The organism is Micromonospora sp. NPDC000089 (assembly GCF_042899365.1).
In the GTDB taxonomy this organism is placed as follows: Bacteria; Actinomycetota; Actinomycetes; order Mycobacteriales; family Micromonosporaceae; genus Micromonospora.
The window spans coordinates 235,496-261,929 of the sequence record NZ_JBIAZT010000003.1 but is presented as its reverse complement, the minus strand read 5'-3'; the positions used below and the strand labels follow the sequence as shown (position 1 = coordinate 261,929).

The 26,434-nt window shown below is 73.8% G+C and carries 23 protein-coding genes; 11 read left to right on the top strand and 12 right to left on the bottom strand.

The features are described from left to right. Positions 1-17 precede the first annotated feature (17 nt). The 3 genes from ACFY3U_RS07810 to ACFY3U_RS07800 form a co-directional block, all read right to left on the bottom strand. Positions 18-1,130: a glycosyltransferase family 2 protein gene (locus ACFY3U_RS07810; protein ID WP_387196684.1), complete on the bottom strand. Its 1,113-nt coding sequence runs from the start codon at positions 1,128-1,130 to the stop codon at positions 18-20. Between the two features lie 103 nt (positions 1,131-1,233). After that, complete coding sequence (locus ACFY3U_RS07805) at positions 1,234-3,612, bottom strand: hypothetical protein (protein ID WP_387196681.1); 2,379 nt, start codon at positions 3,610-3,612, stop codon at positions 1,234-1,236. 205 nt (positions 3,613-3,817) lie between these two features. Continuing rightward, positions 3,818-5,110, bottom strand: a complete 1,293-nt coding sequence (locus tag ACFY3U_RS07800) for an acetyl-CoA C-acetyltransferase (RefSeq protein ID WP_387196678.1) — start codon at positions 5,108-5,110, stop codon at positions 3,818-3,820. Between the two features lie 56 nt (positions 5,111-5,166). On the opposite strand from ACFY3U_RS07800, the gene ACFY3U_RS07795 reads away from it, so the two are divergent. The 3 genes from ACFY3U_RS07795 to ACFY3U_RS07785 all read left to right on the top strand — a co-directional run bounded on the left by ACFY3U_RS07795 (position 5,167) and on the right by ACFY3U_RS07785 (position 8,260). Then, complete coding sequence (locus ACFY3U_RS07795) at positions 5,167-6,522, top strand: 3-oxoacyl-ACP reductase (RefSeq protein ID WP_387196675.1); 1,356 nt, start codon at positions 5,167-5,169, stop codon at positions 6,520-6,522. Then, positions 6,522-7,541: a MaoC family dehydratase gene (locus ACFY3U_RS07790; protein WP_387196672.1), complete on the top strand. Its 1,020-nt coding sequence runs from the start codon at positions 6,522-6,524 to the stop codon at positions 7,539-7,541. Before ACFY3U_RS07795 ends, ACFY3U_RS07790 begins: the two co-directional genes overlap by 1 nt. Positions 7,542-7,630: 89 nt before the next feature. Next, on the top strand, positions 7,631-8,260 hold the full coding sequence (locus ACFY3U_RS07785; protein ID WP_387196669.1) for a DedA family protein: 630 nt from the start codon (positions 7,631-7,633) through the stop codon (positions 8,258-8,260). Here ACFY3U_RS07785 and ACFY3U_RS07780 read toward each other — a convergent pair. Continuing rightward, complete coding sequence (locus tag ACFY3U_RS07780) at positions 8,255-8,890, bottom strand: TetR/AcrR family transcriptional regulator (protein WP_387196666.1); 636 nt, start codon at positions 8,888-8,890, stop codon at positions 8,255-8,257. The two genes, ACFY3U_RS07785 and ACFY3U_RS07780, sit on opposite strands and share 6 nt — an antisense overlap. 77 nt (positions 8,891-8,967) lie before the next feature. Here ACFY3U_RS07780 and ACFY3U_RS07775 point away from each other — a divergent pair, with 77 nt between their 5' ends. The 3 genes from ACFY3U_RS07775 to ACFY3U_RS07765 all read left to right on the top strand — a co-directional run bounded on the left by ACFY3U_RS07775 (position 8,968) and on the right by ACFY3U_RS07765 (position 12,350). Continuing rightward, a complete protein-coding gene (locus tag ACFY3U_RS07775; RefSeq protein ID WP_387196663.1) occupies positions 8,968-9,420 on the top strand; it encodes an SCP2 sterol-binding domain-containing protein in 453 nt (150 codons plus the stop codon). A 1-nt stretch (position 9,421) separates the two neighbouring features. Then, the gene (locus ACFY3U_RS07770; RefSeq protein ID WP_387196659.1) at positions 9,422-10,636 is read left to right on the top strand and encodes an acyl-CoA dehydrogenase family protein; all 1,215 of its coding nucleotides are present in this window, start codon (positions 9,422-9,424) and stop codon (positions 10,634-10,636) included. 151 nt (positions 10,637-10,787) lie between these two features. Further along, on the top strand, positions 10,788-12,350 hold the full coding sequence (locus tag ACFY3U_RS07765) for an AMP-binding protein (protein WP_387196656.1): 1,563 nt from the start codon (positions 10,788-10,790) through the stop codon (positions 12,348-12,350). Between the two features lie 38 nt (positions 12,351-12,388). On the opposite strand, the gene ACFY3U_RS07760 is transcribed toward ACFY3U_RS07765, so the two are convergent. From ACFY3U_RS07760 to ACFY3U_RS07740, 5 genes are all read right to left on the bottom strand, one after another. Continuing rightward, a complete protein-coding gene (locus ACFY3U_RS07760; protein ID WP_387196653.1) occupies positions 12,389-13,228 on the bottom strand; it encodes a hypothetical protein in 840 nt (279 codons plus the stop codon). After that, entirely contained in the window at positions 13,221-13,739 is a 519-nt protein-coding gene (locus tag ACFY3U_RS07755) for a SigE family RNA polymerase sigma factor (protein ID WP_387196650.1), read from the bottom strand. Before ACFY3U_RS07755 ends, ACFY3U_RS07760 begins: the two co-directional genes overlap by 8 nt. Before the next feature lie 59 nt (positions 13,740-13,798). Then, positions 13,799-15,052, bottom strand: a complete 1,254-nt coding sequence (gene purD / locus ACFY3U_RS07750; RefSeq protein WP_387196647.1) for a phosphoribosylamine--glycine ligase — start codon at positions 15,050-15,052, stop codon at positions 13,799-13,801. Between the two features lie 168 nt (positions 15,053-15,220). Continuing rightward, positions 15,221-16,129, bottom strand: coding sequence for a type IV toxin-antitoxin system AbiEi family antitoxin domain-containing protein (locus tag ACFY3U_RS07745; RefSeq protein WP_387197606.1), 909 nt, complete (start codon positions 16,127-16,129; stop codon positions 15,221-15,223). A gap of 226 nt (positions 16,130-16,355) precedes the next feature. Beyond that, positions 16,356-17,645, bottom strand: coding sequence for an adenylosuccinate synthase (locus tag ACFY3U_RS07740; RefSeq protein ID WP_387196644.1), 1,290 nt, complete (start codon positions 17,643-17,645; stop codon positions 16,356-16,358). 121 nt (positions 17,646-17,766) lie between these two features. Here ACFY3U_RS07740 and ACFY3U_RS07735 point away from each other — a divergent pair, with 121 nt between their 5' ends. Beyond that, complete coding sequence (locus ACFY3U_RS07735; RefSeq protein ID WP_387196641.1) at positions 17,767-18,777, top strand: hypothetical protein; 1,011 nt, start codon at positions 17,767-17,769, stop codon at positions 18,775-18,777. 76 nt (positions 18,778-18,853) lie between these two features. Then, positions 18,854-20,782, top strand: a complete 1,929-nt coding sequence (locus ACFY3U_RS07730) for a chromosome partitioning protein (RefSeq protein WP_387196638.1) — start codon at positions 18,854-18,856, stop codon at positions 20,780-20,782. A 49-nt stretch (positions 20,783-20,831) separates the two neighbouring features. Here the strand turns inward: ACFY3U_RS07730 and ACFY3U_RS07725 are convergent, their stop codons facing one another. Continuing rightward, entirely contained in the window at positions 20,832-21,257 is a 426-nt protein-coding gene (locus ACFY3U_RS07725; RefSeq protein ID WP_387196635.1) for a DUF3151 domain-containing protein, read from the bottom strand. Positions 21,258-21,496: 239 nt separating this feature from the next. Between ACFY3U_RS07725 and ACFY3U_RS07720 the strand changes: the two genes are divergently transcribed. Then, positions 21,497-22,708, top strand: a complete 1,212-nt coding sequence (locus ACFY3U_RS07720; protein ID WP_387196632.1) for an LOG family protein — start codon at positions 21,497-21,499, stop codon at positions 22,706-22,708. A 70-nt stretch (positions 22,709-22,778) separates the two neighbouring features. Here the strand turns inward: ACFY3U_RS07720 and fbaA are convergent, their stop codons facing one another. Beyond that, entirely contained in the window at positions 22,779-23,801 is a 1,023-nt protein-coding gene (fbaA, locus tag ACFY3U_RS07715) for a class II fructose-bisphosphate aldolase (protein ID WP_387196629.1), read from the bottom strand. Positions 23,802-23,926: 125 nt separating this feature from the next. Continuing rightward, positions 23,927-24,310 (bottom strand): phage holin family protein, encoded by a 384-nt coding sequence (locus ACFY3U_RS07710; RefSeq protein ID WP_387196626.1) that lies wholly within the window; start codon positions 24,308-24,310, stop codon positions 23,927-23,929. Between the two features lie 137 nt (positions 24,311-24,447). Here ACFY3U_RS07710 and ACFY3U_RS07705 point away from each other — a divergent pair, with 137 nt between their 5' ends. Next, positions 24,448-24,666, top strand: coding sequence for a hypothetical protein (locus ACFY3U_RS07705; protein WP_387196622.1), 219 nt, complete (start codon positions 24,448-24,450; stop codon positions 24,664-24,666). 152 nt (positions 24,667-24,818) lie between these two features. Beyond that, entirely contained in the window at positions 24,819-26,405 is a 1,587-nt protein-coding gene (locus ACFY3U_RS07700) for an LPXTG cell wall anchor domain-containing protein (protein ID WP_387196619.1), read from the top strand. The last annotated feature ends 29 nt before the right edge of the window (positions 26,406-26,434 follow it).

Here is a 26,434-nt window from a genome sequence, read left to right as displayed (position 1 = left end):
GGCCGCGGCGAAGGGCGTCAGCCGCGGGCGGCGGCCACCGATCGCGACGAGGTGGCGTCGCCGGGCGTCGGCCGCTCGCCGTCGCGCGGATGCGGCAGCTGGGCGTCGACCGGCGCGGCGTCCGGGTCGGTGCCGGCGTCCGGGTCGGCGCCGGCGTCCGCCGAGGTCGCTGGCAGGGGCGGGCCGTCGAGGGAGTCGTAGCCGACGTGGAAGCTCGGCCGGTTCTGGACGGTGGCGTAGATCCGGCCGACGTACTCGCCGAGCAGGCCGAGGCAGATCAACTGCACGCCGCTGAGCATGAGCACCGCCACGAACATGGACGTCCAACCCGGGATCGCGGTGCCGGAGGCGTACGCGGTCACCCCGAAGGCGACCAACGCCAGGCAGGCGACGAAGCTGATCAGGCCGAGCCAGGTCGCGACCCGCAGCGGCGCGGCGGTGAAGTTCGCCGTGCTGTCCCAGGCGAGGGCGACCATCCGGCGCAGCGGGTACTTCGTCTCCCCCGCGGCGCGCGCCTCCCGTACGTAGCGCACCTCGGCGCTGGGGAAGCCCAGCGAGGGCACCAGCAGCCGGTAGACCGGGGCGCGCTCCGGCAGCCGGCGCAGCACCTCGACGACGTCCCTGCTCACCAGCCGGAAGTCGCCGGCCTGGGCGGGCATGTCGCCGCCGACCAACCGGCGCATCAGCCAGTAGTAGCCGCGCGCGGTGTTCCGCTTGAACGGGGTGTCGGTGCTGCGGTCGGAGCGGACCCCGTAGACCACGTCGACGCCGTCCTCGCGCGCCAGCCGGAGCATCTCGGCGATCGCCTCCGGCGGATCCTGCAGATCGGCGTCGATGCTCACCACCCACCGGCCCCGGGCCCGGTGCAGCCCGGCGGTCAGCGCGGCCTGGTGCCCGCTGTTGCGGCGCAGCCGGATCAGCCGCAGCTGCGGCCACTCGCGCGCCCGTTCGGCGACCAGGGCGGCGGTGTCGTCCCGGCTGCCGTCGTCGACGGCCACCACCTCGTAGTCGACGCCGAGCGCGTCGAGCACCGGCCGCAGCCGATCGACCAGGGCGGGGATGACCGCCGCCTCGTTGAACATCGGGACGACCACGGAGAGGATGGTCGGCTCGGAGATCACTGATTCCATCGCTACCGGCCCCGTTCGGGTACAGAATGCGCGCAGCAGTACGAGTGAAGGACGCTACCCGGCCGGAGGCGGGCCCTCCGGCCGCCGGGTGCCCGACGCGGGCTCACGGTGGATCCAGTTGGTAGATGGTGACCGGGCCGGCGACGTACCGGACCCGGGCCAGCCGGGCCAGCTCCGGTGACACCTGCCCGGCGCGCGAGTCGGCGAGCAGCCAGCGGACCTGGTACTTCCGGCGCATCCGCTCCAGGGCCGTCGGGGTGGGATCGGTGAACACGCCGTCGTTGAACGCGAACACCGCCGGGTCCGGTGCCGGCTGCCGGGGATAGCCGAAGCCGTCGCGGCCGTTCGCGGCGAGAGCCTCGTCCGTGTAGCCCCAGCTCTCCACGAGGGCCCGCCGGCCGCCGAGCCCGGTGACCCAGAACGCCCGGGCGTCGCAGTGCGGCCTGGTCTGCGCCGGGCGGCAGTGCACGTTGGTGGCCACCACGTCGTCCGGCCCCGCGGTGGCGTCCAACCAGAGCGCCGCGCGCATCTCGTCCTCGGTGACGGCGAGCGGGTGGCCGGCCTCCGGAGGCGCCGCGGGCCCGCCCAGCAGCATCCGCGTCGGGCCGGCGACACCCTCGGCGACGCTGGCCGCCAGCAGCGCCGCCGTCATCCCGGCGACCAGCATGGCCCTGGGGCGGCGGGCGCCCGTGGTCGACGACTCGCCCTCGCCGCGGACGCGCCGGCGGCTCACCAGGTGCGCCAGCACCGCCGACAGCAGCGCCGCCAGCAGGCAGAGCCCGATCACCCGGGCGACCGGGTCGGCGAGCCCCCACAACCAGGCCGCCCGGTCCGGTCCGGGCGGCGTCGAGGCGGGCAGGGTCAGCTGGGCGATCACACCCAGCGCCGCGGCGACGGCCAGCACCGGCCACGGCGGCCGCATGGCGGCCAGCAACCACGCCGTGAGCAGCGCTCCGAACGGGATCACCGCCGTGTAGAAGTAGATCTGACTTACCGACGGGTGGAAGAACGACCAGGTGGCGCCGGTACCGGCGACGGTCGCACCGGCGATCAGCCAGGCCGCCGGGTCCCCCGCGCCGGAGCGTTCGCCCCGTCGGGCGAGCATCAGCAGGCCGACGAAGCGCGGGGCCTGCATCACCACCCACCAGACCAGCACGGCGAAGCAGAAGAGCCAGCCGGCGACACCGGCCTCGGCGAGCCCCGGCGGCAACAGGCCGCCGGCGGTCCGGTCGCTGCCCGCACCGATCGTGGTGGAGTAGGGCGCCAGGAACCGCAGCAGACCGAAGACCTGCGGGGACAGCACTCCGGCGCCGCCACCGGCGAAGAGCCGGTAACCGACCGCCATGGCGCCGACCAGCACGGCCAGCAGCGACAACGCCGCCCACGGCACCCGCCGGGCGCGCCCGCCGGCGACCAGCACGGCGAGGGCCAGGCCGGCGATCAGCGGCGGCAACGAGCTGGACTTGGCCCCGGCGCAGGCGAGACCGAGCGCGGGCGTCAGCGCCCAGCCGGGGCCGAGGGGACGCCCCCGGACCACCTCCATGCACAGGCCGGCGAGCAGGGCCAGCAGGGGCAGCATGTACGTCTGGGACGGGCTGATCAGCGAGAGTGGCATCGTGCCGGTGGCGATCGTCGGCGTGCCGAGGGTGATCGACACCCCGACGTACCCCCCGGCCGCCGCCACCGGGCCGGCCCACCAGGAGCCGGAGAGATCCCGCGCCAGCCCGGCCGTCACCACCATCGCGGTCACCGCCACCGGCACCAGCCAGAGGCGCAGCAGGACGATGGCCGGTTGGCTGCCGGTGATCAGCGAGGCGCTGGCCATGTGCGCGTCGGACAGGTAGTGGTATCGCAGCGGCTCGCCGGCGACCTGCGGGAGCTCGAAGGGCATGGTCCGGGTCAGCTCGTGCACGAAGCCGAGGTGGTAGAGCAGGTCCTGGTAGTAGATGAACTCCACCGGCGGCAACGGCAGGTCCCGCCACTGGGTCGCGGCCCAGCAGATCACCACGATCGACAGGGCGGCCATGGCGAGGTCCCAGCCGACCGGCAGCGGACGGGACGTCCCCATCCGCCAGTGCCGGCGCAGCCGGGGCACGGCGAGGAAGAGCAGCACCACCGGCACGGGCCACCACCGCAGCGACGCCTGCTGGCCGGTGGCGGTGGCGGCGCACCAGGCGGCGAGCTCGAGGAGCAGGCCGGTGGCGGCGCCGTAGCCGAGATCCTCCTGGAGGTTGCCGCGGCTGCCCCGCAGCGCCCGATGAACCAGGGCGCCGGGCAGCACCAGGCACAGCAGCCAGTAGGTCGGATAGGCGATCATGTTCGCGACCGGGGTGTCGGTCCACCACCAGGCCAGCACGAGCACGACCAGGACGGACGTCCAGGCGGCCGCGGACACCAACCGGCGTCCGACCGCGCGAGGACGGGCGGCGACGGGCGACGGCTCCACCGCTTCCGGCGCGGTGATCACGGCGGCCTCAGCCACGGCACGACACCGGTTGAACCCGGCGGCCGACCACCGCACCGCTGGTGGACGAGGTGGCCCGACGGCCACTCACGCTGGTACCCATGGAATGCCGGCCCCGATCCGGATACGAGAGTCCCCTGCCCCCGACACGCCGGGTGGCGACCCATTATGGCCGCATGACACTCTTTCGGGTGACGCCGGTATGGGCATCGATCAAAGGCGATCAGCGCTCCAGGATCGCCGTCACGCCCTGCCCGCCGGCCGCGCAGATGGAGATCAGGCCCCGACCGCCGCCGGCCTCGGCGAGCTGCTTGGCCAGGGTGGCCACAATCCGCCCGCCGGTGGCGGCGAACGGGTGCCCGGCCGCCAGCGAGGAGCCGTTGACGTTGAGCTTCGCCCGGTCGATCGCGCCCAGCGGGGCGTCCAGGCCCAGCCGGTCCTTGCAGAACTCCGGCGACTCCCAGGCGGCCAGGGTGGCCAGCACCTGCGAGGCGAACGCCTCGTGGATCTCGTAGTAGTCGAAGTCCCGCAGGGTCAGGCCGGCCCGGGACAGCATCCGCGGCACCGCGTACGCGGGGGCCATCAGCAGCCCCTCGTCGCCGTGCACGAAGTCGACCGCGGCGGTCTCGTGCCAGGAGAACCAGGCCAGCACCGGCAGGCTGTGCTCCCGCGCCCACTCCTCGCTGGCCAGCAGCACGGTGGAGGCGCCGTCGGTCAGCGGGGACGAGTTGCCGGCGGTCATGGTGGCCCGCTCGGCGTCCGGGCCGTGCTGGCCGAAGACCGGCTTGAGCGCGCCGAGCTTCTCCAGGGTGGTGTCCGCGCGGAGGTTCTGGTCCCGGGTCAGCCCGAGGTACGGGGTGACCAGGTCGTCGAAGAAGCCCCGGTCGTACGCGGCGGCGAGCCGCTGGTGCGAGCGCAGCGCCAGCTCGTCCTGGGCCTGTCGGTCGATCTCCCAGCGCACCGCCGTCCGGGCGGCGTGCTCACCCATGGACAGCCCGGTACGCGGCTCGGCGTTGCGCGGGATCTCCGGCCGGAACGGCTGGTGCGGGCGCAGCTTGGCGGCGATCCTCAGCCGCTCGCCGACGGTCCGCGCCGAGTTCAGCCGCAGCAGGGTGCGGCGCAGCTCCTCATTGACCGCGAGCGGGGCGTCGGAGGTGGTGTCCACCCCGCCGGCGATGCCCACGTCGTACTGGCCGAGGGCGATCTTGTTGGCGACCAGGATGGCCGCCTCCAGGCCGGTGCCGCAGGCCTGCTGGATGTCGTACGCGGGGGTGTGCGGGTCGAGCTTCGAGCCGAGCACCACCTCGCGGGTGAGGTTGAAGTCCTTCGAGTGCTTGAGCACCGCGCCGGCCACCACCTCGCCGACCCGCTGCCCGGCCAGCCCGAACCGGGCCACCAGGCCGTCCAGCGCCGCACCCAGCATGTCCGCGTTGGACGCGCCCGCGTACCGGGAGCCGGACCGGGCGAAGGGGATGCGGTTGCCGCCGATGACCGCGACCCGCCGGATGCTCTGCACGATCCCGCCTCCGTTTCAGGACTTGCCCACAACCTACTGGCCAGTAGGCTACGCCCATGACCGACAGGTACGCGAGCTTCGTCCAATCCGGGGCCGGCCGGGCGCTGGTGAAGCGCCTCGGCCTGCCCGACCCGCCGCTACTGCGCCGGCACGCGCCCGGCGACCCGCTGCTGCCCGGGCCGGCGCTGCTCGGCGCGGCCACCGGCGGCCGGCTCGCCGGGCCGGTCGGGAAGATCCTCACCGCCGCCGGGGTCGAGCCGCGCGAACCGGGCGCCGCCGACGCCGACGCCCGCTTCGGCGCCCTGGTGTACGACGCCACCGGCATCACCGACTCCACCGGCCTGCGCCAGCTGTACGACTTCTTCCACCCGTACGCCCGCGCGGTGCTGCCCAGCGGCCGGGTGATCGTGCTCGGCACCCCGCCGCAGGAGTGCGGCACCGCCCGGGAGGCCACCGCCCAGCGCGCGCTGGAGGGCCTGACCCGCAGCATCGGCAAGGAGTTCGGCCGGGGTGTCACCGCCCAACTGGTGTACGTCACCGCCGATGGTGACGCCGGCACCCCGATCAGCCTCGAATCGACCCTGCGCTTCCTGCTCTCGGGTCGCTCCGCGTACGTCTCCGGGCAGGTGGTCCGGATCGGCGCCGGCCCGGCCGAGCCGCCGGCCGACTGGGACCGCCCGCTGGACGGGCAGGTCGTGCTGGTCACCGGCGCGGCCCGGGGCATCGGCGCCGCGCTGGCGAAGGTGCTCGCCCGGGACGGCGCCACGGTCGTCGCGCTGGACGTGCCCGCCGCGGGCGACGCGCTGGCCGCGGTGGCCAACGAGATCGGCGGCAGCGCGGTGCAGCTCGACCTGACCGCCCCGGACGCGCCGACCCGGCTCGCCGAGCACCTCGCCACCCGGCACGGCCGGGTCGACGCGGTGGTGCACAACGCGGGCATCACCCGGGACCGGACGCTCGGCCGGATGGACGCCGACCGGTGGGACCAGGTGATCGACGTGAACCTCTCCAGCCAGGAGCGGATCAACGACGTGCTGCTGGAGCGCGAGCTGATCCCGGCCGGCGGGCGGATCGTCGCGGTCTCCTCGATCGCCGGGATCGCCGGCAACCGCGGCCAGACCAACTACGCCACCAGCAAGGCGGGGGTGATCGGGCTGGTCGACTCGCTCGCCCCGATGCTGCGCGGCCGCGGGGTCAGCGTGAACGCGGTCGCCCCCGGGTTCATCGAGACCCGGCTGACCGCGCGGATCCCGCTGGCGTTGCGCGAGGCCGGCCGCCGGATGAACAGCATGTCCCAGGGCGGCCTGCCGGTGGACGTGGCCGAGACGATCGGCTGGCTGGCCTGGCCGGCGTCCGGCGCGGTCAGCGGCAACGTGGTCCGGGTCTGCGGCCAGAGTCTGCTGGGGGCGTGATGGCGGGCCGGCAGGAACGACACTCCGACGACTTCTCGCTGCACGAGCTGATCGACGGCCCGACCGAGGTGATCTCCGCCCGGGAGCTGGCCGCCGTCCGCGCGGCCGCCCCGGCCGGCCACGACGTCGACGACGAGGCCACCCACGACCTGTCCGCGCACGCCTCCCGGGCCCGGCTGGAGCTGCCCCGGATGCCGGCTGCGGGGGCGCTCTACCGGCGGGCCCTGCTCGGCGCGGTGCCCGGCCTCGGGCCGTCCCGCCGGCCGGCCACCGTCCCGGCGACGAAGCTCGCCGTGCGGGGGATCACCGTCGACCGGGCGCACCTGGCCGAGTACGACCGGGTCTGCGGGTTCCGGCTGACCGACCGGCTGCCGGCCAGCTATCCGCACGTGCTGGGGTTCCCGCTGGCGCTGCGGCTGATGACCACGCCCGAGTTCCCGATCCCGCTGACCGGGGTGGTGCACGTCGCCAACCGGATCACCGCGCACCGGCCGATCGAGGCCGGCGAGACGCTCGACTTCAGCACCCACGCGGAGAACCTGCGCCCGCACGAGCGCGGCCGGCAGCTCGACGTCGTCCTGGTCGCCTCCGTCGACGGGGAGGAGGTCTGGCGCGGCGTCTCGACGTACCTCGGCAAGGAGCGTGCGGCGGGCGGCGGCGCCCGGCGCGACCGGGCCGACCGGCCCGCGCCGCCGGCCGCGACCGCGCACTGGCGGGTCGGCGCCCGGGTCGGCCGGGACTACGCCCGGGTCTCCGGCGACCACAACCCGATCCACACCTCCCGGCTGGGGGCGCGACTGTTCGGGTTCCCCCGGCCGATCGCGCACGGGATGTGGAGCAAGGCCCGCTGCCTGGCCGCGCTGGAGAGCCGGCTGCCCGACGCGTACACCGTCGACGTGGCGTTCAAGACGCCGGTGCCGCTGCCGTCCACGGTGGCGTTCAGCGCCACCCCGGGCTGGGAGGTGGCCCTGCACGACGCGCGCAGCGGGCGGCCGCACCTGGTCGGCACCGTCCGCTGACCGGCGCCGGGGGCGTGCCGGCGTCCCCGGCGCCGGCCGTTCTGGCCGGATGCGCCTCCCGGCCCGGTCGGTCACCGGAGCATGGGGGCATGCAGTCGGTGCTCGACCTGCTCCACCACACCGTCACTTCGCCGTGGGTGTACCTGGTGATCGTCGTGGTGACCGCGGTCGACGCGTTCTTCCCGGCCGTGCCGGGCGAGACGGTGGTGATCGCCGCCGCGGTGTTCGCCACCGGTGACGGGCCGAACCTGATCGGCGTGATGGTGGTGGCCGCGCTCGGCGCGCTAGCCGGCGACCACGTCTCGTACGCCATCGGCCGGCGCGGCGGCGCGCACCGGCTGGCCCGGCTGCCCGCGGACAGCCGCCGGCGGGCCAGCTCCGAGTGGGCCCGCCGGGCGGTGGACGCGCGCGGCGGGCTGATCCTGGCCACCTCCCGGTACGTCCCGGGCGGTCGGACGGCGGTCACCCTGACCATGGGCGCGGTCTGCTACCCGCGACGGTCGTTCCTGCTCTTCGACGCGATCGCCACCGGCACCTGGGCGGTCTACTGCGGGCTGCTCGGCTACTTCGGTGGGCTGGCCTTCGAGCGGGACCCGGTGCGTGGCGTGCTGGCCGGGGTGGGCCTCTCGGTCGTCGTCACGGTCGGCCTGGAGCTGGCCCGCTGGTTGCGCCGGCGGGCGCACCGCAGGGCCGCCGTCCGGCGCGGGGACGGCTCATGACGGCGCCCGCCAGGTGACCCCCTGGAGCAGCTGGCCGGCGCCCAGCCAGGCCACGTTCATCATCCGGGTGGCGGTCTTCTCCGGGTCGGCCTCGGGGTGGTCGGCGAGCCAGTCGGCCAGCGATTCGGCGGCGCCGACCAGGGCGTACGCGACGACCTCCAGCTCGGTCTCGGCCACTTCGCGCCCCTGCGCGCGCAGCGCGTGGTCGAGCATCCCGGCGACCACCTCGACCAGCCGGGCGCGCATCGCGGCCAGCTCGGTGGCGAACGGCTGGGAGCCGCGGGCCTGCCGGTAGAGCACCGCCCACCCGTCCCGGTGCGCCCCGACGAAGCCGAAGAACGCCCGCAGGCCGCGCCAGAGCCGCTCGTCGGCGGGCAGGTCCGGGGCCGCGGCGCCGGCGATCGCCTCGGTCATCCGGGTGCCCTCGCGGTGCAGGCAGGCGACGAAGAGCTCCTCCTTGGTGCCGAGGTACGCGTACACCATCGGCTTGGAGATGCCGGCGTCCTCGGCGATCTCGTCCATGCTGGCGGCGTGGAAGCCACGCCGGGAGAAGACCTTGACCGCCGCATCGAGCATCTGCTGCTCGCGTACGGCCCGGGGCAGGCGCTTGAAGGTCGGGCTGCTGGACACCTTGCGAGCATACCTACTCGTGCGTAAGGTTACGCCGGAGTAACCAAAGTCGGCCCGCCCCGAGAGGTGCATCCCCCATGACTGACTTCGACCCGAGCGCCTTCGCCAACGTCGGCCCCAAGGAGTTCGCCCAGCTGGTCAAGTCCACCCCGGACGACAAGATCGCCCAGGTGATGTCCGGCGACGCCCGCGGCAAGATCCTGCACGAGGTCTTCAGCCGGATGCCGCAACTGTTCCGGGCGGACCGGGCCGGCGCCACCAACGCGGTGATCCACTGGAACATCACCGGCCGCCCCGACGGTGGCACCGACAGCTACGAGGTCGTCGTCGAGAACGGCACCTGCGTGGTCAACGAGACCCCGCAGCGCGACCCGAAGCTCAGCCTCACCATGGGCCCGGTGGAGTTTCTGAAGATCGTCGCGGGCGCGGCCAACCCGGTGATGATGTTCATGACCGGCAAGCTGAAGGCCAAGGGCGACCTGGGCCTGGCCGCCAACATCGCCAACCTGTTCGACATCCCCAAGGCCTGAGATGGCCGAGTTCTCGCTCGACCTGAACGAGGAACAGCGGGATCTGCGCGACTGGGTGCACGGCTTCGCCAGCGAGGTCGTGCGCCCGGCCGCGGCCGGGTGGGACGCCCGGGAGGAGACTCCCTGGCCGATCGTCCAGGAGGCGGCGAAGGTCGGGCTCTACGGCTTCGAGTTCCTCGCCACCTGCTGGGCCGACCCGACCGGCCTCTCCCTCCCGATCGCCAGCGAGGAGCTCTTCTGGGGCGACGCCGGCATCGGGATGAGCATCTTCGGCACCTCCCTCGCGGTCGCCGCCATCTACGGCGCGGGCACCCCCGAGCAGCTGCTCGAGTGGGTGCCGCAGTGCTTCGGCGACGTCGACCGACCCGCCGTGGCCGCGTTCTGCACGTCCGAGCCGGAGGCCGGCTCCGACGTGGGCGCGATGCGCACCCGGGCCGAGTACGACGAGGCCACCGACGAGTGGGTGCTGCGCGGCCAGAAGGCGTACGCCACCAACGGCGGGATCGCCGGGGTGCACGTGGTCACCGCCTCGGTCGACCCGTCGCTCGGCTCGCGGGGGCAGGCCGCGTTCGTCGTACCGCCCGGCACGGCCGGGCTCAGCGCCACCCGCAAGCTGCGCAAGCTCGGGCTGCGCGCCTCGCACACCGCCGACGTCTTCCTCGACGACGTACGGGTGCCGGGGCGCTGCCTGCTCGGCGGCCGGGACGCCCTGGACGAGCGGTTGGCCCGGGCCCGGTCCGGTCGGCGCACCTCCGGCCAGGCCGCCATGCGCACCTTCGAGCTGTCCCGGCCGACGGTCGGCGCCCAGGCGATCGGGGTGGCCCGGGCCGCCTACGAGTACGCCCTGGACTACGCGAAGGACCGGGTCCAGTTCGGCCGGCCGATCATCGACAACCAGGCCGTCGCGTTCGCCCTCGCCGACATGCGCACCGAGATCGACGCGGCCCGGCTGCTGGTCTGGCGGGCCGCCTGGATGGGTCGCAACAACCGGCCGTTCACCGCCGGCGAGGGCTCGATGTCCAAGCTCAAGGCCGGCGAGGTGGCGGTCTCGGTGACCGAGAAGGCGGTGCAGCTGCTCGGCGGCGCCGGCTTCCTGCGCGACCATCCGGTCGAACGCTGGTACCGGGACGCGAAGATCTACACCATCTTCGAGGGCACCAGTGAGATCCAGCGGCTGGTCATCTCCCGGGCGATCTCCGGGATGCAGATCCGCTGACCCGACGGCGCGTACCGGGTCGGTGACCCACGGTCGGATCCGCCGGCGCGGCTTTGGCACCGGCAGGCGTCCGGTGCATGATCGATTGGTGACACCCCGGTGAAGGGCCCCGTGGGGCCCTTCACCGCACCCCGGGAAGGAGGCCGACGCCATGGACCTGCCGTTCGTCGTGGCGACACTGACCCGCCGTGGGCTGCTCACCCCGGGCCGGCCGATCCGGGTCGCCTCCCAGCTGGGCGCGCTGCGCACGTGGGGCTGGAGCCTCGCCGGCGAGCTGCGCCAGGCCGCCGCCCGTGACCCCGACCGGATCGCGGTGATCGACGAACGGGGCGACACCACCACGTACCGCGAGCTGCTCGACCGGGCGGAACGGCTGGCCCGCGCGATGCGTACCGCGCTCGGCGTGCAGCCCGGCGACCGGGTCGGGGTGCTCTGCCGCAACCACCGGGGCCTGATCGAGGCGGTCGTCGCGGCCACCGTGCTCGGCGCCGACGCGGTGCTGGTCAACACCGGGCTCTCCGCCGCGCAGCTCGCCACCGTCGCCGAGGAACAGCGCCTGCGGGTGCTGGTGCACGACGCCGAGTTCGCCGACCGGCTGACCGGGCTGCCCGCCGAGGTCAACCGGGTCGACGAGCGTGGCCACGAGGAGCTCCTCGCCGGCACGTTCCCCGGCGACCTGCAGCCCCCGGAGCGGGACGGCCGGACCATCGTGCTGACCTCGGGCACCACCGGCGCCCCCAAGGGCGCCCGCCGGCCCACCCCGCACGGGTTCGGCCCGCTGGTGTCCATCATCGACCGGATCCCGCTGCACGCGAAGGACACCGTGCTGATCGCGGCGCCGCTCTTCCACACCTGGGGGTACGCCGCCCTCCAGGTGGCCTTCGCGCTGCGCGCCACCATCGTGCTGCACCGCCGCTTCGACCCGGCCGCCACGCTGGCCGCGCTGGTGACCCACCGGTGCCAGGCGCTCTTCGCCGTACCGGTGATGGTGCAGCGGTTGCTCGACGTGCCGCCACCGGACCCGCTGCCGCCGCTGAAGGTGGTCGCGGTCAGCGGTTCCGCGCTGCCCGGCGGCCTCGCGTCGCGCTTCATGGACGTCTACGGCGACGTGGTGTTCAACCTGTACGGCTCGACCGAGGTCTCCTGGGCGTCCATCGCCTCCCCCGCCGACCTGCGCGAGGCGCCCACCACCGCCGGCCGCCCGCCGCACGGCACCCGACTGGAGATCCTCGACGACGACGGGCGACCGGTGCCCGACGGGCGGGTCGGCCGGATCTTCGTGGGCAACGAGATGCTCTTCGAGGGATACACCTCCGGGGCCCGCCGGGAGACCCGCGACGGGCTGCTCGACACCGGCGACCTGGGCCGGCTGAACGCCGACGGCCTGCTCTTCGTGGACGGTCGGGCCGACGACATGATCGTCTCGGGCGGCGAGAACGTCTTCCCCTCCGAGGTGGAGGACCTGCTCACCCGGCTGCCGCAGGTGCGCGAGGCCGCCGTCATCGGCGTCCCCGACCCCGAGTACGGCCAGCGGCTGGCCGCCTTCCTCGGCCTGCACCCGGGCGAGACCCTCGACCCGGAGGCGGTCCGCGAGTACGTCCGGCACTACCTGGCCCGCTTCTCGGTGCCCCGGGACGTGATCTTCGTGAAGTACCTGCCGCGCAACGCCACCGGCAAGGTGCTCGGCCGGGAACTGCGCCGCTACTACGGCTGAGCAGCCGCTGCCCCCGGCCCACGGACGGATCGCGCCGGTCACGGATACAGGGTGAGGGCCGGCCAGCCGGCGATCGCCACCACCTGGTCGAGGGTGAGCAGCGGGGCCGCCGCGGTCACCTCCGGTCGGCCGTCCTTGAGGATGAAGAAGTTGTCGGTCTTGACCTCGACCGACGTGCCATCGGGACGGCGGACCTGGGCCCAGCGGTACGTTGCACCACCCGGTTCGGTCGTCGTCGCGGTCAGCAGAACGCTGCCGTCGGCCGCCCGGCGCACCTTGCAGTTCGGGTCCGGAGCATGCGCACAGTCCGGCCTCGACCCGGCGGGGGTGGGACGCAGGCTCACCACGAGATGCCCCCGACCCGAAGCCGAGCGCAGCTCCAGCACCGTTTCGTACTCGCGGTACCGGTCCTGGTAATCGAACTGCGGTCCGGCACAACCCGGCTGAACGCCGGTCACCCGGGTCCCGCGCTCGATCTGGTCGACGAGCGCCTGCCGCAGGGCGGCGGTCAGCCGAGGGACGCCCGCACCAGGGGCCTCGGTCGGCCGGGCCCGTACGGTGTCGTAGGTCTGCAGGGGTGCCGGGGGCCCGCTGGCCTTCGGCGCCGGGACGGCGCACAGCGGCGCCCCGCTCGAAGGACCGCCAGTGCCCGATGGGGACAGCGGCGGCGGCGCGACCGCCACCGGAGCCGGACTCCCGCCGAACAGGGCGGGTGTGACCAGCACGGCGGCGACGGCCGCCCCGAGCCCCGTTCCACTCACGGCCCGCAACCGGTGCCGGCGGCGGCGCCGTTCCGCACTGATCAACACGTCGACGTCGATCCTGGTGGGTGGCGCCGCGGCCGTAGCGACTCGCATCTGCGCCGACATCTCATCCATCGGTACGCACCTCCCGACTAGTGGCCGGCGCGGGTACGAGGCGGCCCCGCAGCGCCTCGATGGCCCGCGCGGCCTGGCTCTTCACGGTTCCGGCAGTGCAGCCCAGCTCGTTGGCCGTCTCTTCGACGGAGAGATCGCAGAAGTAGCGCAGCACGAGCACCGCGCGGCGGCGCGGCGGCAGCTCGGCGAGCAGTGCGATCAGCGTGACCCGGTCGGCCGTGGCGTCGCTGCCGGCATGCACCGCGACGTCCGGGACCTCGGCCCAGGAGGACTCCCGCCGCCAGGGGCGACGTCGTTCGTCGAGCCAGACCCGCAGCAGGGTCCGCCGCACGTACGCGTCGGGGTTGTCCATCGCGGAGACCCGCCGCCAGTGACGCAGCAGCTTGACCAGCGCCGTCGACACCAGGTCGTCGGCCGTGTGCCAGTCGCCGCAGAGCAGGTACGCGGTGCGCCGCAGCGGTTCCAGCCGCGCCGCGACGTACTCGCGGTAACCCTCGATGTCGGCAGGCAATCCCGCCACCTCCTCGCCTCACTGTTCGAACGGAGACGAGGAGGCCGGAGGTTGCTCGCTCAGTCGGGCAGCGTGATGGTGCCGTCGATCGCGGCGGCGGCGATGTCGGTGCGGTGCTGGGAGCCGGCCAGCTCGACGCCGCGTACCAGGGCGTAGGCGGCGTCCCGCGCGGCGGCCAGGTCGGCGCCGGTGGCCGTACCGCAGAGCACCCGGCCGCCGGCGGAGACCAGGGTGCCGTCGGCGGCCCGGCGGGCGGTGCCGGCGTGGATGATCCCGGCGCGGTCCGCGCCGGTGATCACGTCACCGGTACGCGGCTTCGCCGGATAGCCCTCGGCGGCGACCACCACGGTCACGGCGGCGCCGTCGCGCCAGCGCAGCGGCGGGTGGGCGGCCAGCGTGCCGGTGGCCGCGGCGTGCAGCAGGCCGGCCAGCGGGGTCTCCAGCAGGGCGAGCACGACCTGCGTCTCCGGGTCGCCGAAGCGGGCGTTGAACTCGATCACCCGGGGGCCGGCGGCGGTGAGCGCCAGGCCGACGTAGAGCAGCCCGACGAACGGGGTGTCCCGGTGGCGCAGCTGCGCCAGCGTCGGGTGCACCACGTCGCGCATCACCTCGTCGACCAGGCCGGGCGGGGCCCAGGGCAGTGGCGCGTACGCCCCCATGCCGCCGGTGTTCGGGCCGGTGTCGCCGTCGCCGATCCGCTTGAAGTCCTGCGCCGGCAGCAGCGGCACCGCCGCCTCGCCGTCGGTGACCACGAACAGCGAGACCTCGGGGCCGTCCAGGTACTCCTCGATCACCACCCGGCCGCACTCGCGCGCGTGGGCCAGGGCGGCCTCCCGGTCGTCGGTGACCACCACGCCCTTGCCGGCGGCCAGCCCGTCGTCCTTCACCACGTACGGCGGCCCGAACTCGGCCAGGGCCCGGCCCGCGCTCTCCGGATCGGTGCAGGTGTGCGCCCGCGCGGTCGGCACCCCGGCGGCGGTCATGATCTCCTTGGCGAAGGTCTTCGACCCCTCCAGCCGGGCGGCCTCGGCGGACGGCCCGAACACCGCGATCCCCTTGGCCCGCACGGCGTCGGCCACCCCGGCGACCAGCGGCGCCTCCGGCCCGATCACCACCAGATCCGCGCTGGTCTCGACTGCGAGCGCCGCCACCGCCGCCGGGTCGACAGAGTTCACCGCCCGCAGCTCAGCAGCGACCGCGGCGATCCCCGGATTACCCGGAACCACGACCAACCCGTCAACCGCCGGGTCGGCCGTCAACCCGAGCGCGAGCGCATGCTCCCGCCCCCCACCACCCACCAGAAGAACCCGCACGACCCCACACCCTACCGACCACCCCACCGCACCCCCGGCCCCCGCCCCGCCCCACCCCACCTCGCCCCGCCCCGCCCCGCCCCGCCCCGCCTCGCCCCGCCCCGCCCCGCCCCGTTGATCAAGAAGTTTGCGTCAGCATTCGTGGGGATCCAGACGCAGACCTCTTGATCAACGAGGCGGGGTGGAAGCGAGGGCGGCCTTGACCGCGTAGGGGATGTAGTCGGGGCGGAGGGTGTCGGCCCAGGTGAAGCGGAGGATCCGCCAACCGGCGTTGACCAGGCGGTTCTGCCTCGTCCGATCCGCATAGAGCGCCTCGGGGCCGCGGTGCGGTTCCTGACCGTCGGCCTCGGCGATCAGCCGTGCCGCGCGCCAGCCCAGGTCACCGATGCCCAGCAGATGACCTTCGTCGTCGCGGACCTCGATCTGCAGCTCGTCGGGCGGAACGCCGCCGTCGACACAGCGCAGTCGCGCCCGGGTCTCGAGTGGGGACTGCGCCCTCCCGTCCGCCTCGGTCAGGCAGGCCCGCGCGCCGACGGCACCACGCCGACGGGCGATGAGCGCCGGAAGCAACGACATGTCGTCCTCGGTGAGCAGCTGCCGGTTCAGCGCGGAGTCCAGCACGCAGACCGCCGGACAGCGGTCGACCCGCAAGATCACGTCGGCGACGGTACGCAGGACGGTCGTGGCGCGAACCCCGGAGACGACGCACAGGTCCCGACGGTCCACGGTGAGCTGGTGCACCACGAGCGCCGGGTCACGGGGCCGTTGCGGCCGAGGACAGTCCACCGGCACCGACACATGGATAGTGGATGTCGGTCGGAGGCCGGCCAACCGGTGCAGCTCCGCAGCAGTGTCGAGCACCGCGAACGCGTGCGGCCCGAGACTGTCGACCGCCGCGCGAAGCCTGGCCCGACGCAGCGCTCCAGCGCCGAGGGACACCACCGGCGCGGGCACGAAGCGACCCCGGGCCACCCGCACCCATCGACCCGAGCGGCACAGGTGGCGGATCTGATCGCGGCTGAAGCCGGCACCGAGTGCCTGCTCCGTCGTCACCATCCCGCCTTGGCGGCCGGCCACCTGCCGAAGAACGTCGATCTCGCCCACGCACCGAGGCTCCCAGCCACCCCACCCCCTGCCCACCCCCTGTGGACAACCCCGCCCACCCTGTGGACAACGGAGCGCGCACGAGCGTTGATCAAGGAGTTTGCGTCAAGAATCGCGCCGATTCTGACCCAAACTCCTTGATCAACGAGGAGGCCGGGCCCGGGTGGACCCGGGTGGGGTGGGGTGGGGGGTGGGCGTGTTAGGGGAGGAGGGGGTGGCGGAGGACGTTTTCCTCGCGGCCGGGGCCTACTCCTACGACACTCACTCGGGTGCCTACGAGTTCCTCGATCCTCGCGATGTAGCGGCGCGCGTTTTCCGGGAGCTCGTCCTCGGTTCTTGCCTTGGTGATGTCCTCCCACCAGCCGTCGAGCTCTTCGTAGATCGGGGTGGCGTGGTGGAAGTCGGTCTGGGTCATCGGCATGTCGTCGAAGCGCTCGCCGTTGATCTCGTACCCGACGCAGATCGGCACCTTGGGCAGGCCGGTGAGCACGTCCAGCTTGGTGACCACCAGATCGGTGACGCCGTTCAGGCGGCAGGCGTACCGGGCGACGACCGCGTCGAACCAGCCGCAGCGGCGCTCCCGGCCGGTGGTCGTGCCGTACTCGTGGCCGACCTTGCGCAGGTGCTGGCCGTTGTCGTCGAAGAGCTCGGTCGGGAACGGACCGGCACCCACCCGGGTGGTGTACGCCTTACTCACCGCGATCACCTTGCTGATCGCCGTCGGCGGGATGCCGGCGCCCACGCACGCCCCACCGGCCGTCGGGTTCGACGAGGTGACGAAGGGGTAAGTGCCGTGGTCCATGTCGAGCATGGTGGCCTGGGCGCCCTCCAGCAGCACGGTCTCGCCGCGGTCCAGCGCGTCCCAGAGCATCACCCGGGTCTCCGCGATGTACGGCTTGAGCCGCTCCGCGTACGCCAGGTACTCCTCGACGGTCTCGTCGAGGTCGATCGCCTTGCGGTTGTAGATCTTGAACAACAGCTGATTCTTCTCGCGCAGCGCGAGCTCGAGCTTCTTGCGCAGGATGCCCGGGTCGAGCAGGTCCTGCAGGCGGATGCCCATCCGGGCGACCTTGTCGCCGTACGCCGGGCCGATGCCGCGGCCGGTGGTGCCGATCCGGCGGGAGCCCAGGTAGCGCTCGACCACCCGGTCCAGCGCCCGGTGGTGCGGCATGATCAGGTGCGCGTCGCCGGAGATCCGCAGCCGGGAGACGTCCACGCCGCGCTCGGCGAGCCCGTCGATCTCCTCCAGCAGCACCTTCGGGTCGACCACCACACCGTTGCCGATCACGATCATCGCGCTGGGTGACAGCGCGCCGGACGGCATCAGGTGCAGCGCGTACTTCTGCCCGTCCGGAGTGATCACCGTGTGCCCGGCGTTGTTGCCGCCGGAGTAGCGCACGACGTAGTCGACCCGCTCACCCAGCAGGTCGGTAACCTTGCCCTTGCCCTCGTCGCCCCACTGGGCGCCGAGGAGCACGATCGCTGGCATCTTCTCCGCCTCCAGAAGGCTCGGGTGCCAGGTGGCGACCGGTTGGCGAGCCCGGGGTGTCAGGCTAACAAGTAGTGACGGTGCGGCCGGCAGGGGTCGCGTCCGAAGGCGGGAGGCCGGAGTGTACGACGTGGTGCTGCTCACCCTCGGCTCGGAGCGGGACGCTCCCGGTGGGGGCTGCGGCAGCGGCGGAGCGTGCTGCGGCGGCGCCGACGAGAGCGCCGGGAAGACGGGCGACGGAAGCGCGCAGGAGCGCTGCGAGACGCCACGGGTGCCGGTGCTGGCGTGCGCGGACGCGCTGACCGCGCGGGGCGCCCGGGTGGAGACGGTCACCGCCCGCTCGGACGCCGAAATCGACGCGGTGCTGGCCCGGCTCGACGGCCCGCCCCGCCCGGACGGCCTCGACTGGCCCGACCCCGACTCGAAGACCCGGCTGATCGTCGCCGTCGCCAGTGACGCACAGTTGCGCGCCGTCGTGCGCCGGCTCGTCCGCCGGTACGCCCCACCGCCCAGCCGCCGCCCGGCGGACCTGGCCGGCGACCGGACCGTGCCGGACCTGCCGGCGATCGGCGTACTCCCGCTCGACCCGGCCCGGGGCGACTCGGCGCGGGACCTGGCCGCGCAGCTCGGGCTGCCCCGCGACCCGGCCGCGGTGGCCGCGGCGGTGCTGGACGGCGACGTACGCCGGCTCGACCTGCTGCGCAACGACGCCGGCTCGGTCACCCTGGACGGCGCGCTGCTCGGCGCCGCCGACGACGCCGGCCGCCCGCTGCACTGGCGCGGCCGGGTGGAGGTGGACGACGCGGTGCTCTCCGACGGCGAGGACCCGATCCTGGCCTGCGCGGTGGGCAACGCCGGTGGATACGCCACCCTCGACCGGCTGCCGCTGCTCACCGCGCCCGACCCGACGGACGGGCTGGTCGAGGTGGCGGTGGCCGTGCCGGTGTTGACCCGGTCCCGGTGGCGCCGGCAGAAGGTCCGCTTCGAGGTACGCCGGGCCCGGGGGCGGGCGGTCGCGGTCATCCCACGGGACGAGAAGGTGCCGTTCCTGGACGACGGGGTGACCGGCGAGCTGAGCCGCAAGCGGTCCTGGTGGACCGAGCGGGGCGCCTGGGCGGTCTTCACCGGGTGACCCGCCCGGGGGCTCGCTACCCTCCGTGATCGGAGCGGGACGGCCTATCCTCTTGCGGGAGGACTGGGGAGGAACCGTGGTGGACGAGAACGCCGACCGGGGTCGGTTGCCCGGCCGACAGCCGCCGGCCGAGCGGGACATCGAACCACTGTGGCCGCCGGAGCCGGCCGACCCGGGCCCGGCCTGGGGCGGCCCGCAGCCGGTCACGTACCCGTCCCTGCACGCCGAGGTCGGTCCCGCGCCGTCGTTCGGCTGGACGCCGAACGGCGAGGGGTACGACCCGACCACCCGCCCTTCGCCCGACCAGCCCGCCCCGGTGGACCTCGACCTGCCGTTCACCCTGGACCGGGCGGTCGCGCCGGAGCCCCGGCCCGCCCCGGCCGAACCGGCCCGCCGACCCACCGCCGCACCGGCACCCCGGCACGGTGACCAGGCCGGCCGCCTCCGGCCCGAGCGCAGCGGCCCACCGCCCGCACGCCCCGGCGAGCCCGAACCGGCCGCCTCCGGGCCCGAACCTGCCGCGTCGACGCCCGGACCAGCCGGGTCCATGCCCGCACCGGCCGCGCACGGGCCTGGGCGGGACGGGCTGGAGGGCGCTCCGGGGACGCCGGTGGTGGCCCGGAACGAGTCGCCCTGGAGCCAGCCCCCGCAGCGGTCCGTTACCGACGAGGCGGTCGGCACCGCGACCGTCCCGGGCCACGAGGTGCCCCCGCCCGAGCCGCCCAAGCTGGGCCCGTTTCCGCCCTCGCCGGGCACCCCGCTGGGCCCGTTCCCGCCCCCGCCGCCCACGTCACCGGCCCCACCCACGGCGGTGCCGCCACCGCCCGGCCAGCCCACACCCCCCGGGCCGACGCCGCACCCCGAGCTGACGCCGCAGCCCGGGTCGACGCCGCAGCCCGGGCTGACGCAGTACGCCTGGCCGACGGCACCGCTCGCACCGACGTCGCAGCCCGGGCCCGCGCCGCAGCCGCCGGCGTGGCAGCAGGGCACCCCGTACACCGGGTTGCCGCAGCAGTCGTACCCGCAGCCGCAGCCGGCGGCCGGCTTCCCCGACCCGACCTGGGCGCCGGAGGGCGGCGGGGCGCCCACGGCGGAGGACTTCGCCCGGCGTCGGCAGGTCCGCCCGGCGGACCCGGTGGCCACCCTGGGCGTCCGGGCGGTGGTGAACCGGATCGGGCTGGTGAAGCTCCCGCCCGGGCGGCACGAGCAGGAGCTGCGGCAGGACATCGAAATGGTGCGCCGCAACTTCGGCGGCCTGCGTCAGGTGACCGTGGTCAACCCCAAGGGCGGCGCCGGCAAGACGGTGGCCATCCTGCTGCTGGCGATGACGTTCGGGCAGAAGCGCGGGGGCTACGTGCTGGCCTGGGACAACAACGAGACCCAGGGCACCCTGGGCATGCGCGCCCAGCAGGACTTCCACTCCCGGACGGTCCGGGACATGCTGCGCGACCTCGGGCAGTTCCAGGGCGCGCACGGCCGGATCGGGGACCTGTCCCAGTACGTCCGCTCGCAGGGCGAGGGGATGTTCGACGTGCTCGCCTCGGACGAGTCGGCCACCGGTGGCGAGATGCTCACCGCGGCGGCGTTCGCCGAGATCCGGGACGTGGTCAGCCGCTTCTACAAGCTGATCTTCGTGGACACCGGCAACAACGTCCGGGCGCAGAACTGGCAGGCCGCGATGGACGCCACCGACCAGTTGGTGGTCACCATGTCGGCGCGGAACGACTCGGCGGAGACCGCCGCCCGGATGCTCGACCATCTGGAGCAGAGCGGCCGGCACCGGCTGGTCCGGCAGGCGGTGACCGTGGTCTCGATGCCGCCGTCGCGCAAGGAGCTCGACCTGCCGGCGATCGAGGCGCACTTCGCCGCCCGCACCCGGGCGGTGCTGCTGGCCCCGTACGAGCGGTTGATCGACACCGGGGAGCCGATCCGGTACGCCGGGCTCTCCTCGGCCACCCGGGACGCCTGGCTGAAGATCGCGGCGGCGGTGGCCGAGGGGTTGTGAGCCGACGGCCGGCCCGGAGATCCGGTCGGGCCGGCCGTCGACCTCGGGGTCAGGCGCTGGCCAGGGCGTCCCCGGCGGCCGGGTCGCAGTCGCGCAGGAACTGGGCGCAGCGGGCCGCCTCGTCCGCCTCGCCGATCTCGCCGGCGGCCTTGGACAGCACGTACAGGCAGCGCAGGAAGCCCTGGTTGGGCGCGTGCGACCAGGGCACCGGACCGTGCCCCTTCCAGCCGTTGCGGCGCAGCTGGTCCAGGCCCCGGTGGTAGCCGGTGCGCGCGTAGGCGTACGCGGTCACGATCTGGCCGGCGTCGAAGGCCCGGGTGGCCAGCGCACCCCAGGCGGCGCTGTAGGTCGGGTAATGGGCCGCGACCTCGGCGTACGCCTTGTCGCCACCGTCGTGGGCGGCGGCCAGGGCGGCGTCGGCGTCCTCGGACGCGGGCAGGAGAGTGGCCGGTGGCTCGGGCAACAGGTTCTGCATCGCCCCATTCAACCCGCTTCGCCCCGCGGCGCGCGAGGGGGCCCGGCCGGTGCGTCGGCTGAACGGTGGAGGTGTTCGTCACGCCTGCGGCCCATGCCGCCGCGAGATGTCTTCCACTACAACTATTGGTCCGGAGCCTCCCCAGGACCCGGCTACGCGGAAGCCCGGCGGTACCCACCGCCGGGCTTCCGTCGTACCGGCGGGTTTGCCGGGTTGCCTCGTCCGGGCAGGATGGCTGCGTGCCGACCCCACCTCCCGCGGACGTCATCGCGCCGCACGACAGCAGCCCCGACGAGATCGAGACCCGCGCCGAGTTCGACCGGCACCACGCCGCCGGCACCCTCGCCGGCCTGACGGTCCAGGGGCTGCGCCTCGACCTGGCCCCGGTCCCCGACCTGACCGGCACGGACGTCGCCGGCACCCTGTTCGTGGGGTGCCGGTTCGCGAACCGCGAGGTCGGCGCGGACCTGGTCCGGCGCGGGGCGAACGTGGTGCCGCCGTTCTCCGGCCTGCCGTACCCGACCCAGCCGGGCCACCTCTACACCCCCGACGACCTCGCCGCCGGCTTCGCCGAGGGCGGGTTCGCCGGGATGTACGACACCCGGGTGTACGAGCACTTCCGGGCGCACGGCGGGGCGCTGCCGGACGTCCGGGAGGCGCTCGGCCAGCGGCTGCACGACCACGGGGTGGACAACGCGCTGGTCGACGCCGTCCGCACCTGGCTGACCGCGCACGGGCCGCAGTCGGTGGTCGGGGTGATGGGTGGGCACGCCGTGCCGCGCGGCGCGGCGGCGTACCGGATGGCGGCGGTGCTGGGCCGGGAGCTGGCCCGGGCCGACCGGCTGGTGGTCACCGGCGGCGGCCCCGGGGTGATGGAGGCGGCGAACCTGGGCGCGTTCCTCGCCGGCTGGCCGGCCGAGGAGCTGGACGCGGCGATCGACCTGCTGGCGGCGGCGCCCGACTTCACCGACCACGACCGCTACACGGCGGCCGCGCTGGCAGTGCGGGAACGGTACGCGGCGGCGCCCGCGGTGCCGCAGCAGCGCGGCCCCGGGTTGGACTGGGCCCGCGGCGGCGGACTGGCCATCCCCACCTGGCTGTACGGGCACGAGCCGGCGAACCTGTTCGCCGGGAAGATCGCCAAGTACTTTTCCAACGCCATCCGGGAGGACACCATCCTGCGGCTGGCCCGGGGCGGGATCGTGTTCGCGCCCGGCCGGGCCGGCACGGTGCAGGAGGTGTTCCAGGCGGCGACGAAGACGTACTACGGCACCGACGGGGCGAGCGGCGCGTACGTCTTCCTGGACCGGGAGTACTGGACGAAGGAGCTGCCGATCGAGTCGCTGCTGCGGCCGCTGTTCGCGGCGTCCCCGTTCGGTGACCTGTCGACGAGCGTGCACCTCACCGACGACGTCCGGGAGGCCGTCCGGGTGCTCACCGCCACCTCGTGAGACGCCGACGGCCGGCTCCCAGGGTGGGGAGCCGGCCGTCGGGCGGGGCGGCCACTTGAGTGTGGTGCGGTTACTTGAGCTTGGTGCCGGTGGAGCGCAGGTGCTCGCACGCCTCGACGACGCGGGCGGCCAGGCCGGCCTCGGCCAGCTTGCCCCAGGTCCGCGGGTCGTACTGCTTCTTGTTGCCGACCTCGCCGTCGATCTTCAGCACGCCGTCGTAGTTGCGCAGCATGTGGTCGGCGACCGGGCGGGTGAAGGCGTACTGGGTGTCGGTGTCGATGTTCATCTTCACCACGCCGTAGTCCAGCGCCTCGCGGATCTCCTCCAGCAGCGAGCCGGAGCCGCCGTGGAAGACCAGGCTGAGCGGCTTGTCCTTGCCGTACTTGGCGCCGACCGCGTCCTGGATCTGCTTGAGCACCTCGGGGCGGAGCTTGACGTTGCCCGGCTTGTAGACGCCGTGCACGTTGCCGAAGGTCAGCGCCGCCATGTAGCGGCCCTTCTCGCCCAGGCCGAGCGCGTCCACCATGGCCAGGCCGTCCTCGACCGTGGTGTAGAGCTTGTCGTTGATGGCGTTCTCGACGCCGTCCTCCTCGCCACCGACCACGCCGACCTCGATCTCGAGGACGATCTTGGCCTCGGCGGCCCGGTCGAGCAGCTCGGCGGCGATCTCCAGGTTCTCCGCCACCGGCACGGCCGAACCGTCCCACATGTGCGACTGGAACAGCGGCTCCTCGCCGCGCGCCACCCGCTCCTTGGACAGCTGCATCAGCGGCCGGACGAACCCGTCCAGCTTGTCCTTCGGGCAGTGGTCGGTGTGCAGGCCGACGGTGACCGGGTAGTTCTTCGCCACCTCGCGGGCGTACGCGGCGAACGCGGCGGCGCCGGTCACCATGTTCTTGACCGACGGGCCGGACAGGTACTCGGCGCCGCCGGTGGAGACCTGGATGATGCCGTCGCTCTCCGCGTCGGCGAAGCCCTTCAGCGCCGCGTTCAGGGTCTGCGAGGAGGTCACGTTGATCGCGGGATAGGCGAACCGGCCGGCCTTGGCCCGGTCCAGCATCTCCGCGTAGACCTCGGGGGAAGCGATGGGCATGTGATGCGCTCCTTACTTACCGCTGTCGGCCGGTCTGGCCGCTGTCGTCCTGGGCTGGCGCCGGACCGCGCTGTCCACCGCGGGCAGTATCCCGTAGGAGGTGGCGCGGGGCACAACCGACTCCCTCACCGGCCCTCCAGCCGGTCCGGTACGGCGACGCTGATCAGCCAGCTCACCACCGCCATCACGATCGCACCCCAGAAGGCGGCCCAGAACCCGTCCACCCGGAACGGCAGGTCCAGCACCCGGGCGATCCAGTCGGTGAGCAGGAACAGCAGCGCGTTCACCACCAGCGCGAACAGGCCGAGGGTGAGCAGGTAGAAGACGCAGCCGACCACCTTGATGACCGGCTTGAGCACCGCGTTGACCACGCCGAAAATCAGCGCCACCGCCAGCAGGGTGAGCGCCGAGGTGGCGCCGTTGCGGCCGGTGACGTCGACCCCGGGCACGATCAGCGTGGTGACCCAGAGCGCGACCGCGGTGATCACCAGTCGGATCAGGAAGCCCACGCCTCCATCCTGACACCGCCGCGCACCCCCCGGTGGGACGATCCGTCGAGTCGCTTCCGGTGGCGGCCCGGCACCGGCCGCGAGCAGCCCGTACGGTGTGTGGGAGAGGACTCCACCGGCAGCAGGGAGGGACGACGATGGGCCAGCCCGACGAGGACTTCGCCCCGGGCGACCACCTCGACCCGGCCGAGCGCGACCCGGAGGCCGAGCCGGCCGACGCGGTCGAGCAGGCGACCGTGGTGGACGCCGAGCCGGGCGCCGACGACGACGCCCCGCACCGCGGCCTCGAGGTCGACGACTGGGACGCGATGGAGCAGGCCCGGGTGGTCACCGCCGACGAGGACGACTACCGCTGAGTCGGCAGCGTCGCCGCGCCACGGCTCGGCGGTGATCAACCTTTCGGCTCGATCGCCCCGCCCGCGCGGGTTTCGGGACAGCGCAGCGCCTTAAGTCGCCCTTAAGATCCGCTGGCTCCACCTGGACACCCCCCACGGGAGGAACCACCCCCATGCTCAAGCCCTCGACCCGGCGTTGGCTCGCCGGGCTCGGCGCGGTAGGCGCGCTCGTCGCCGCCTCCGCCACCTCGGCGTCGGCCGCCGCGGCGACCGTCGACCTCGGTGTCTACTTCGACGACACCACCCTGGCCCTCGGCAGCGATGGCAAGATCGCTTCACCCACCGTGTACGCCTCCGAGCCGGTGACGGTGCACGACTTCAGCATCCGCTATGACTACCGCGACCTCGCCGACAAGGTGACGCTCTCGCCGGAGTCCGGCAGCGGCGACTGCGCCACGCCGGAGCGTGGCGTGCTGGTCTGCACCAGCCCGTTCGAGGTCGAGCTCTACGACTGGGCCTACGGCGGCCTCTCGGACGTGAAGATCACCCCGACCGCCGCCGCCGTGGACGGCGACACCGGTGACGTGAAGGTCACCGTCAGCGGCGCCGGTGTCACCTCGGCCAGCAACACCGGCAAGGTGCGCATCGGTGAGGGGGTCGACCTGGCCGGCGGCCCCGAGGTGCAGCGCTCCGCCGCGCCCGGGGGCACCTTCACCGCCCCGCTGGTGCTCGGCAACCCGGGCAAGACCACCGCGAAGGGCGCGGCCGTCATCTTCGACCACGACCCGTCGATCAAGCCGGGCCGCAAGTACAGCAACTGCACCTACGAGGGTGACGAGCTGCGTACCTGCAGCTTCCCCGACCTCACCGTAGCGGCCGGCGAGACCTGGTCGGCCGAGGTGCCGTACGCGCTGGCGAAGGACGCCTACGCGCCCGGCCAGGATTACGGGTACCACAACTGGATGACCGTGGCCGAGTTCGAGGACTTCACGAAATTCCTCGACAGCCTGGGGATCTCCGTCGGCAAGCCGGGTGACGGTGGCCCGCTGACGCTGGCCAGGAAGTCGGCCGCCCGTGGCGTCCAGGCCGACATCAACCCGGACAACAACTGGTCCGGCATGGAGGTCACGGCCACCGGCAAGAACGGGGCCGACCTGGTCGCCGTCGGCGGCTCGCTGACCGGCGAGGCGGGCGCGGTGGTCAAGGCCACCGTCGGACTGCGCAACGACGGCCCGGCCTCGCTGTACTTCGGCCGCTCTGGAAACCCGGTGACCAAGGTCGACCTGACCGTACCCACCGGGACCACCGCCGTGCAGGTGCCCGACGACTGCGTGCCGTTCACCGGCAAGGACGAGGACTACGAGAACGCTGGCAAGCCCGGATTCCGGCAGTACCGCTGCTGGACGGACTTCGCCATCGCGGCCGGTGAGACCCAGACCGTCGACTTCGGGTTGCGGATCGACAAGGTGGTCCCCAACGCCACCGGCACCGTCACCATCAACGCCAAGTGCGAGTGCGACGGCTTCACCAAGGACACCAACCCGGCCAACGACGTCGCGAAGCTGCTGGTCAATGCCAGCAGCACCGGCGGCGGTCAGGGCGACGGCCAGGGGGGCGGTGGTGGTGACGACGACGGCGGCACCCTGCCGATCACCGGCTCGTCCACCGCGCTGATCGCCGGCGTCGGCGGCCTGCTCCTGGTGGCCGGTGTGGGCGGCTACCTGGTGGCCCGTCGCCGCCGGACCCGCTTCGTAGCCTGATCCACCCGTACCGTCCGGTGCCCCGTCGA

What these genes read in the sequence shown, in the direction of transcription:
- ACFY3U_RS07775 (WP_387196663.1), top strand. Translation starts at nt 8,968, where the DNA reads ATGACTGACTTCGACCCGAGCGCCTTCGCCAACGTCGGCCCCAAGGAG.
- ACFY3U_RS07725 (WP_387196635.1), bottom strand. Translation starts at nt 21,257, where the DNA reads ATGCAGAACCTGTTGCCCGAGCCACCGGCCACTCTCCTGCCCGCGTCC.
- ACFY3U_RS07760 (WP_387196653.1), bottom strand. Translation starts at nt 13,228, where the DNA reads ATGGATGAGATGTCGGCGCAGATGCGAGTCGCTACGGCCGCGGCGCCA.
- ACFY3U_RS07790 (WP_387196672.1), top strand. Translation starts at nt 6,522, where the DNA reads ATGGCGGGCCGGCAGGAACGACACTCCGACGACTTCTCGCTGCACGAG.
- ACFY3U_RS07705 (WP_387196622.1), top strand. Translation starts at nt 24,448, where the DNA reads ATGGGCCAGCCCGACGAGGACTTCGCCCCGGGCGACCACCTCGACCCG.
- ACFY3U_RS07795 (WP_387196675.1), top strand. Translation starts at nt 5,167, where the DNA reads ATGACCGACAGGTACGCGAGCTTCGTCCAATCCGGGGCCGGCCGGGCG.
- ACFY3U_RS07765 (WP_387196656.1), top strand. Translation starts at nt 10,788, where the DNA reads ATGGACCTGCCGTTCGTCGTGGCGACACTGACCCGCCGTGGGCTGCTC.
- ACFY3U_RS07770 (WP_387196659.1), top strand. Translation starts at nt 9,422, where the DNA reads ATGGCCGAGTTCTCGCTCGACCTGAACGAGGAACAGCGGGATCTGCGC.
- ACFY3U_RS07740 (WP_387196644.1), bottom strand. Translation starts at nt 17,645, where the DNA reads ATGCCAGCGATCGTGCTCCTCGGCGCCCAGTGGGGCGACGAGGGCAAG.
- fbaA (WP_387196629.1), bottom strand. Translation starts at nt 23,801, where the DNA reads ATGCCCATCGCTTCCCCCGAGGTCTACGCGGAGATGCTGGACCGGGCC.
- ACFY3U_RS07810 (WP_387196684.1), bottom strand. Translation starts at nt 1,130, where the DNA reads ATGGAATCAGTGATCTCCGAGCCGACCATCCTCTCCGTGGTCGTCCCG.
- ACFY3U_RS07700 (WP_387196619.1), top strand. Translation starts at nt 24,819, where the DNA reads ATGCTCAAGCCCTCGACCCGGCGTTGGCTCGCCGGGCTCGGCGCGGTA.
- ACFY3U_RS07785 (WP_387196669.1), top strand. Translation starts at nt 7,631, where the DNA reads ATGCAGTCGGTGCTCGACCTGCTCCACCACACCGTCACTTCGCCGTGG.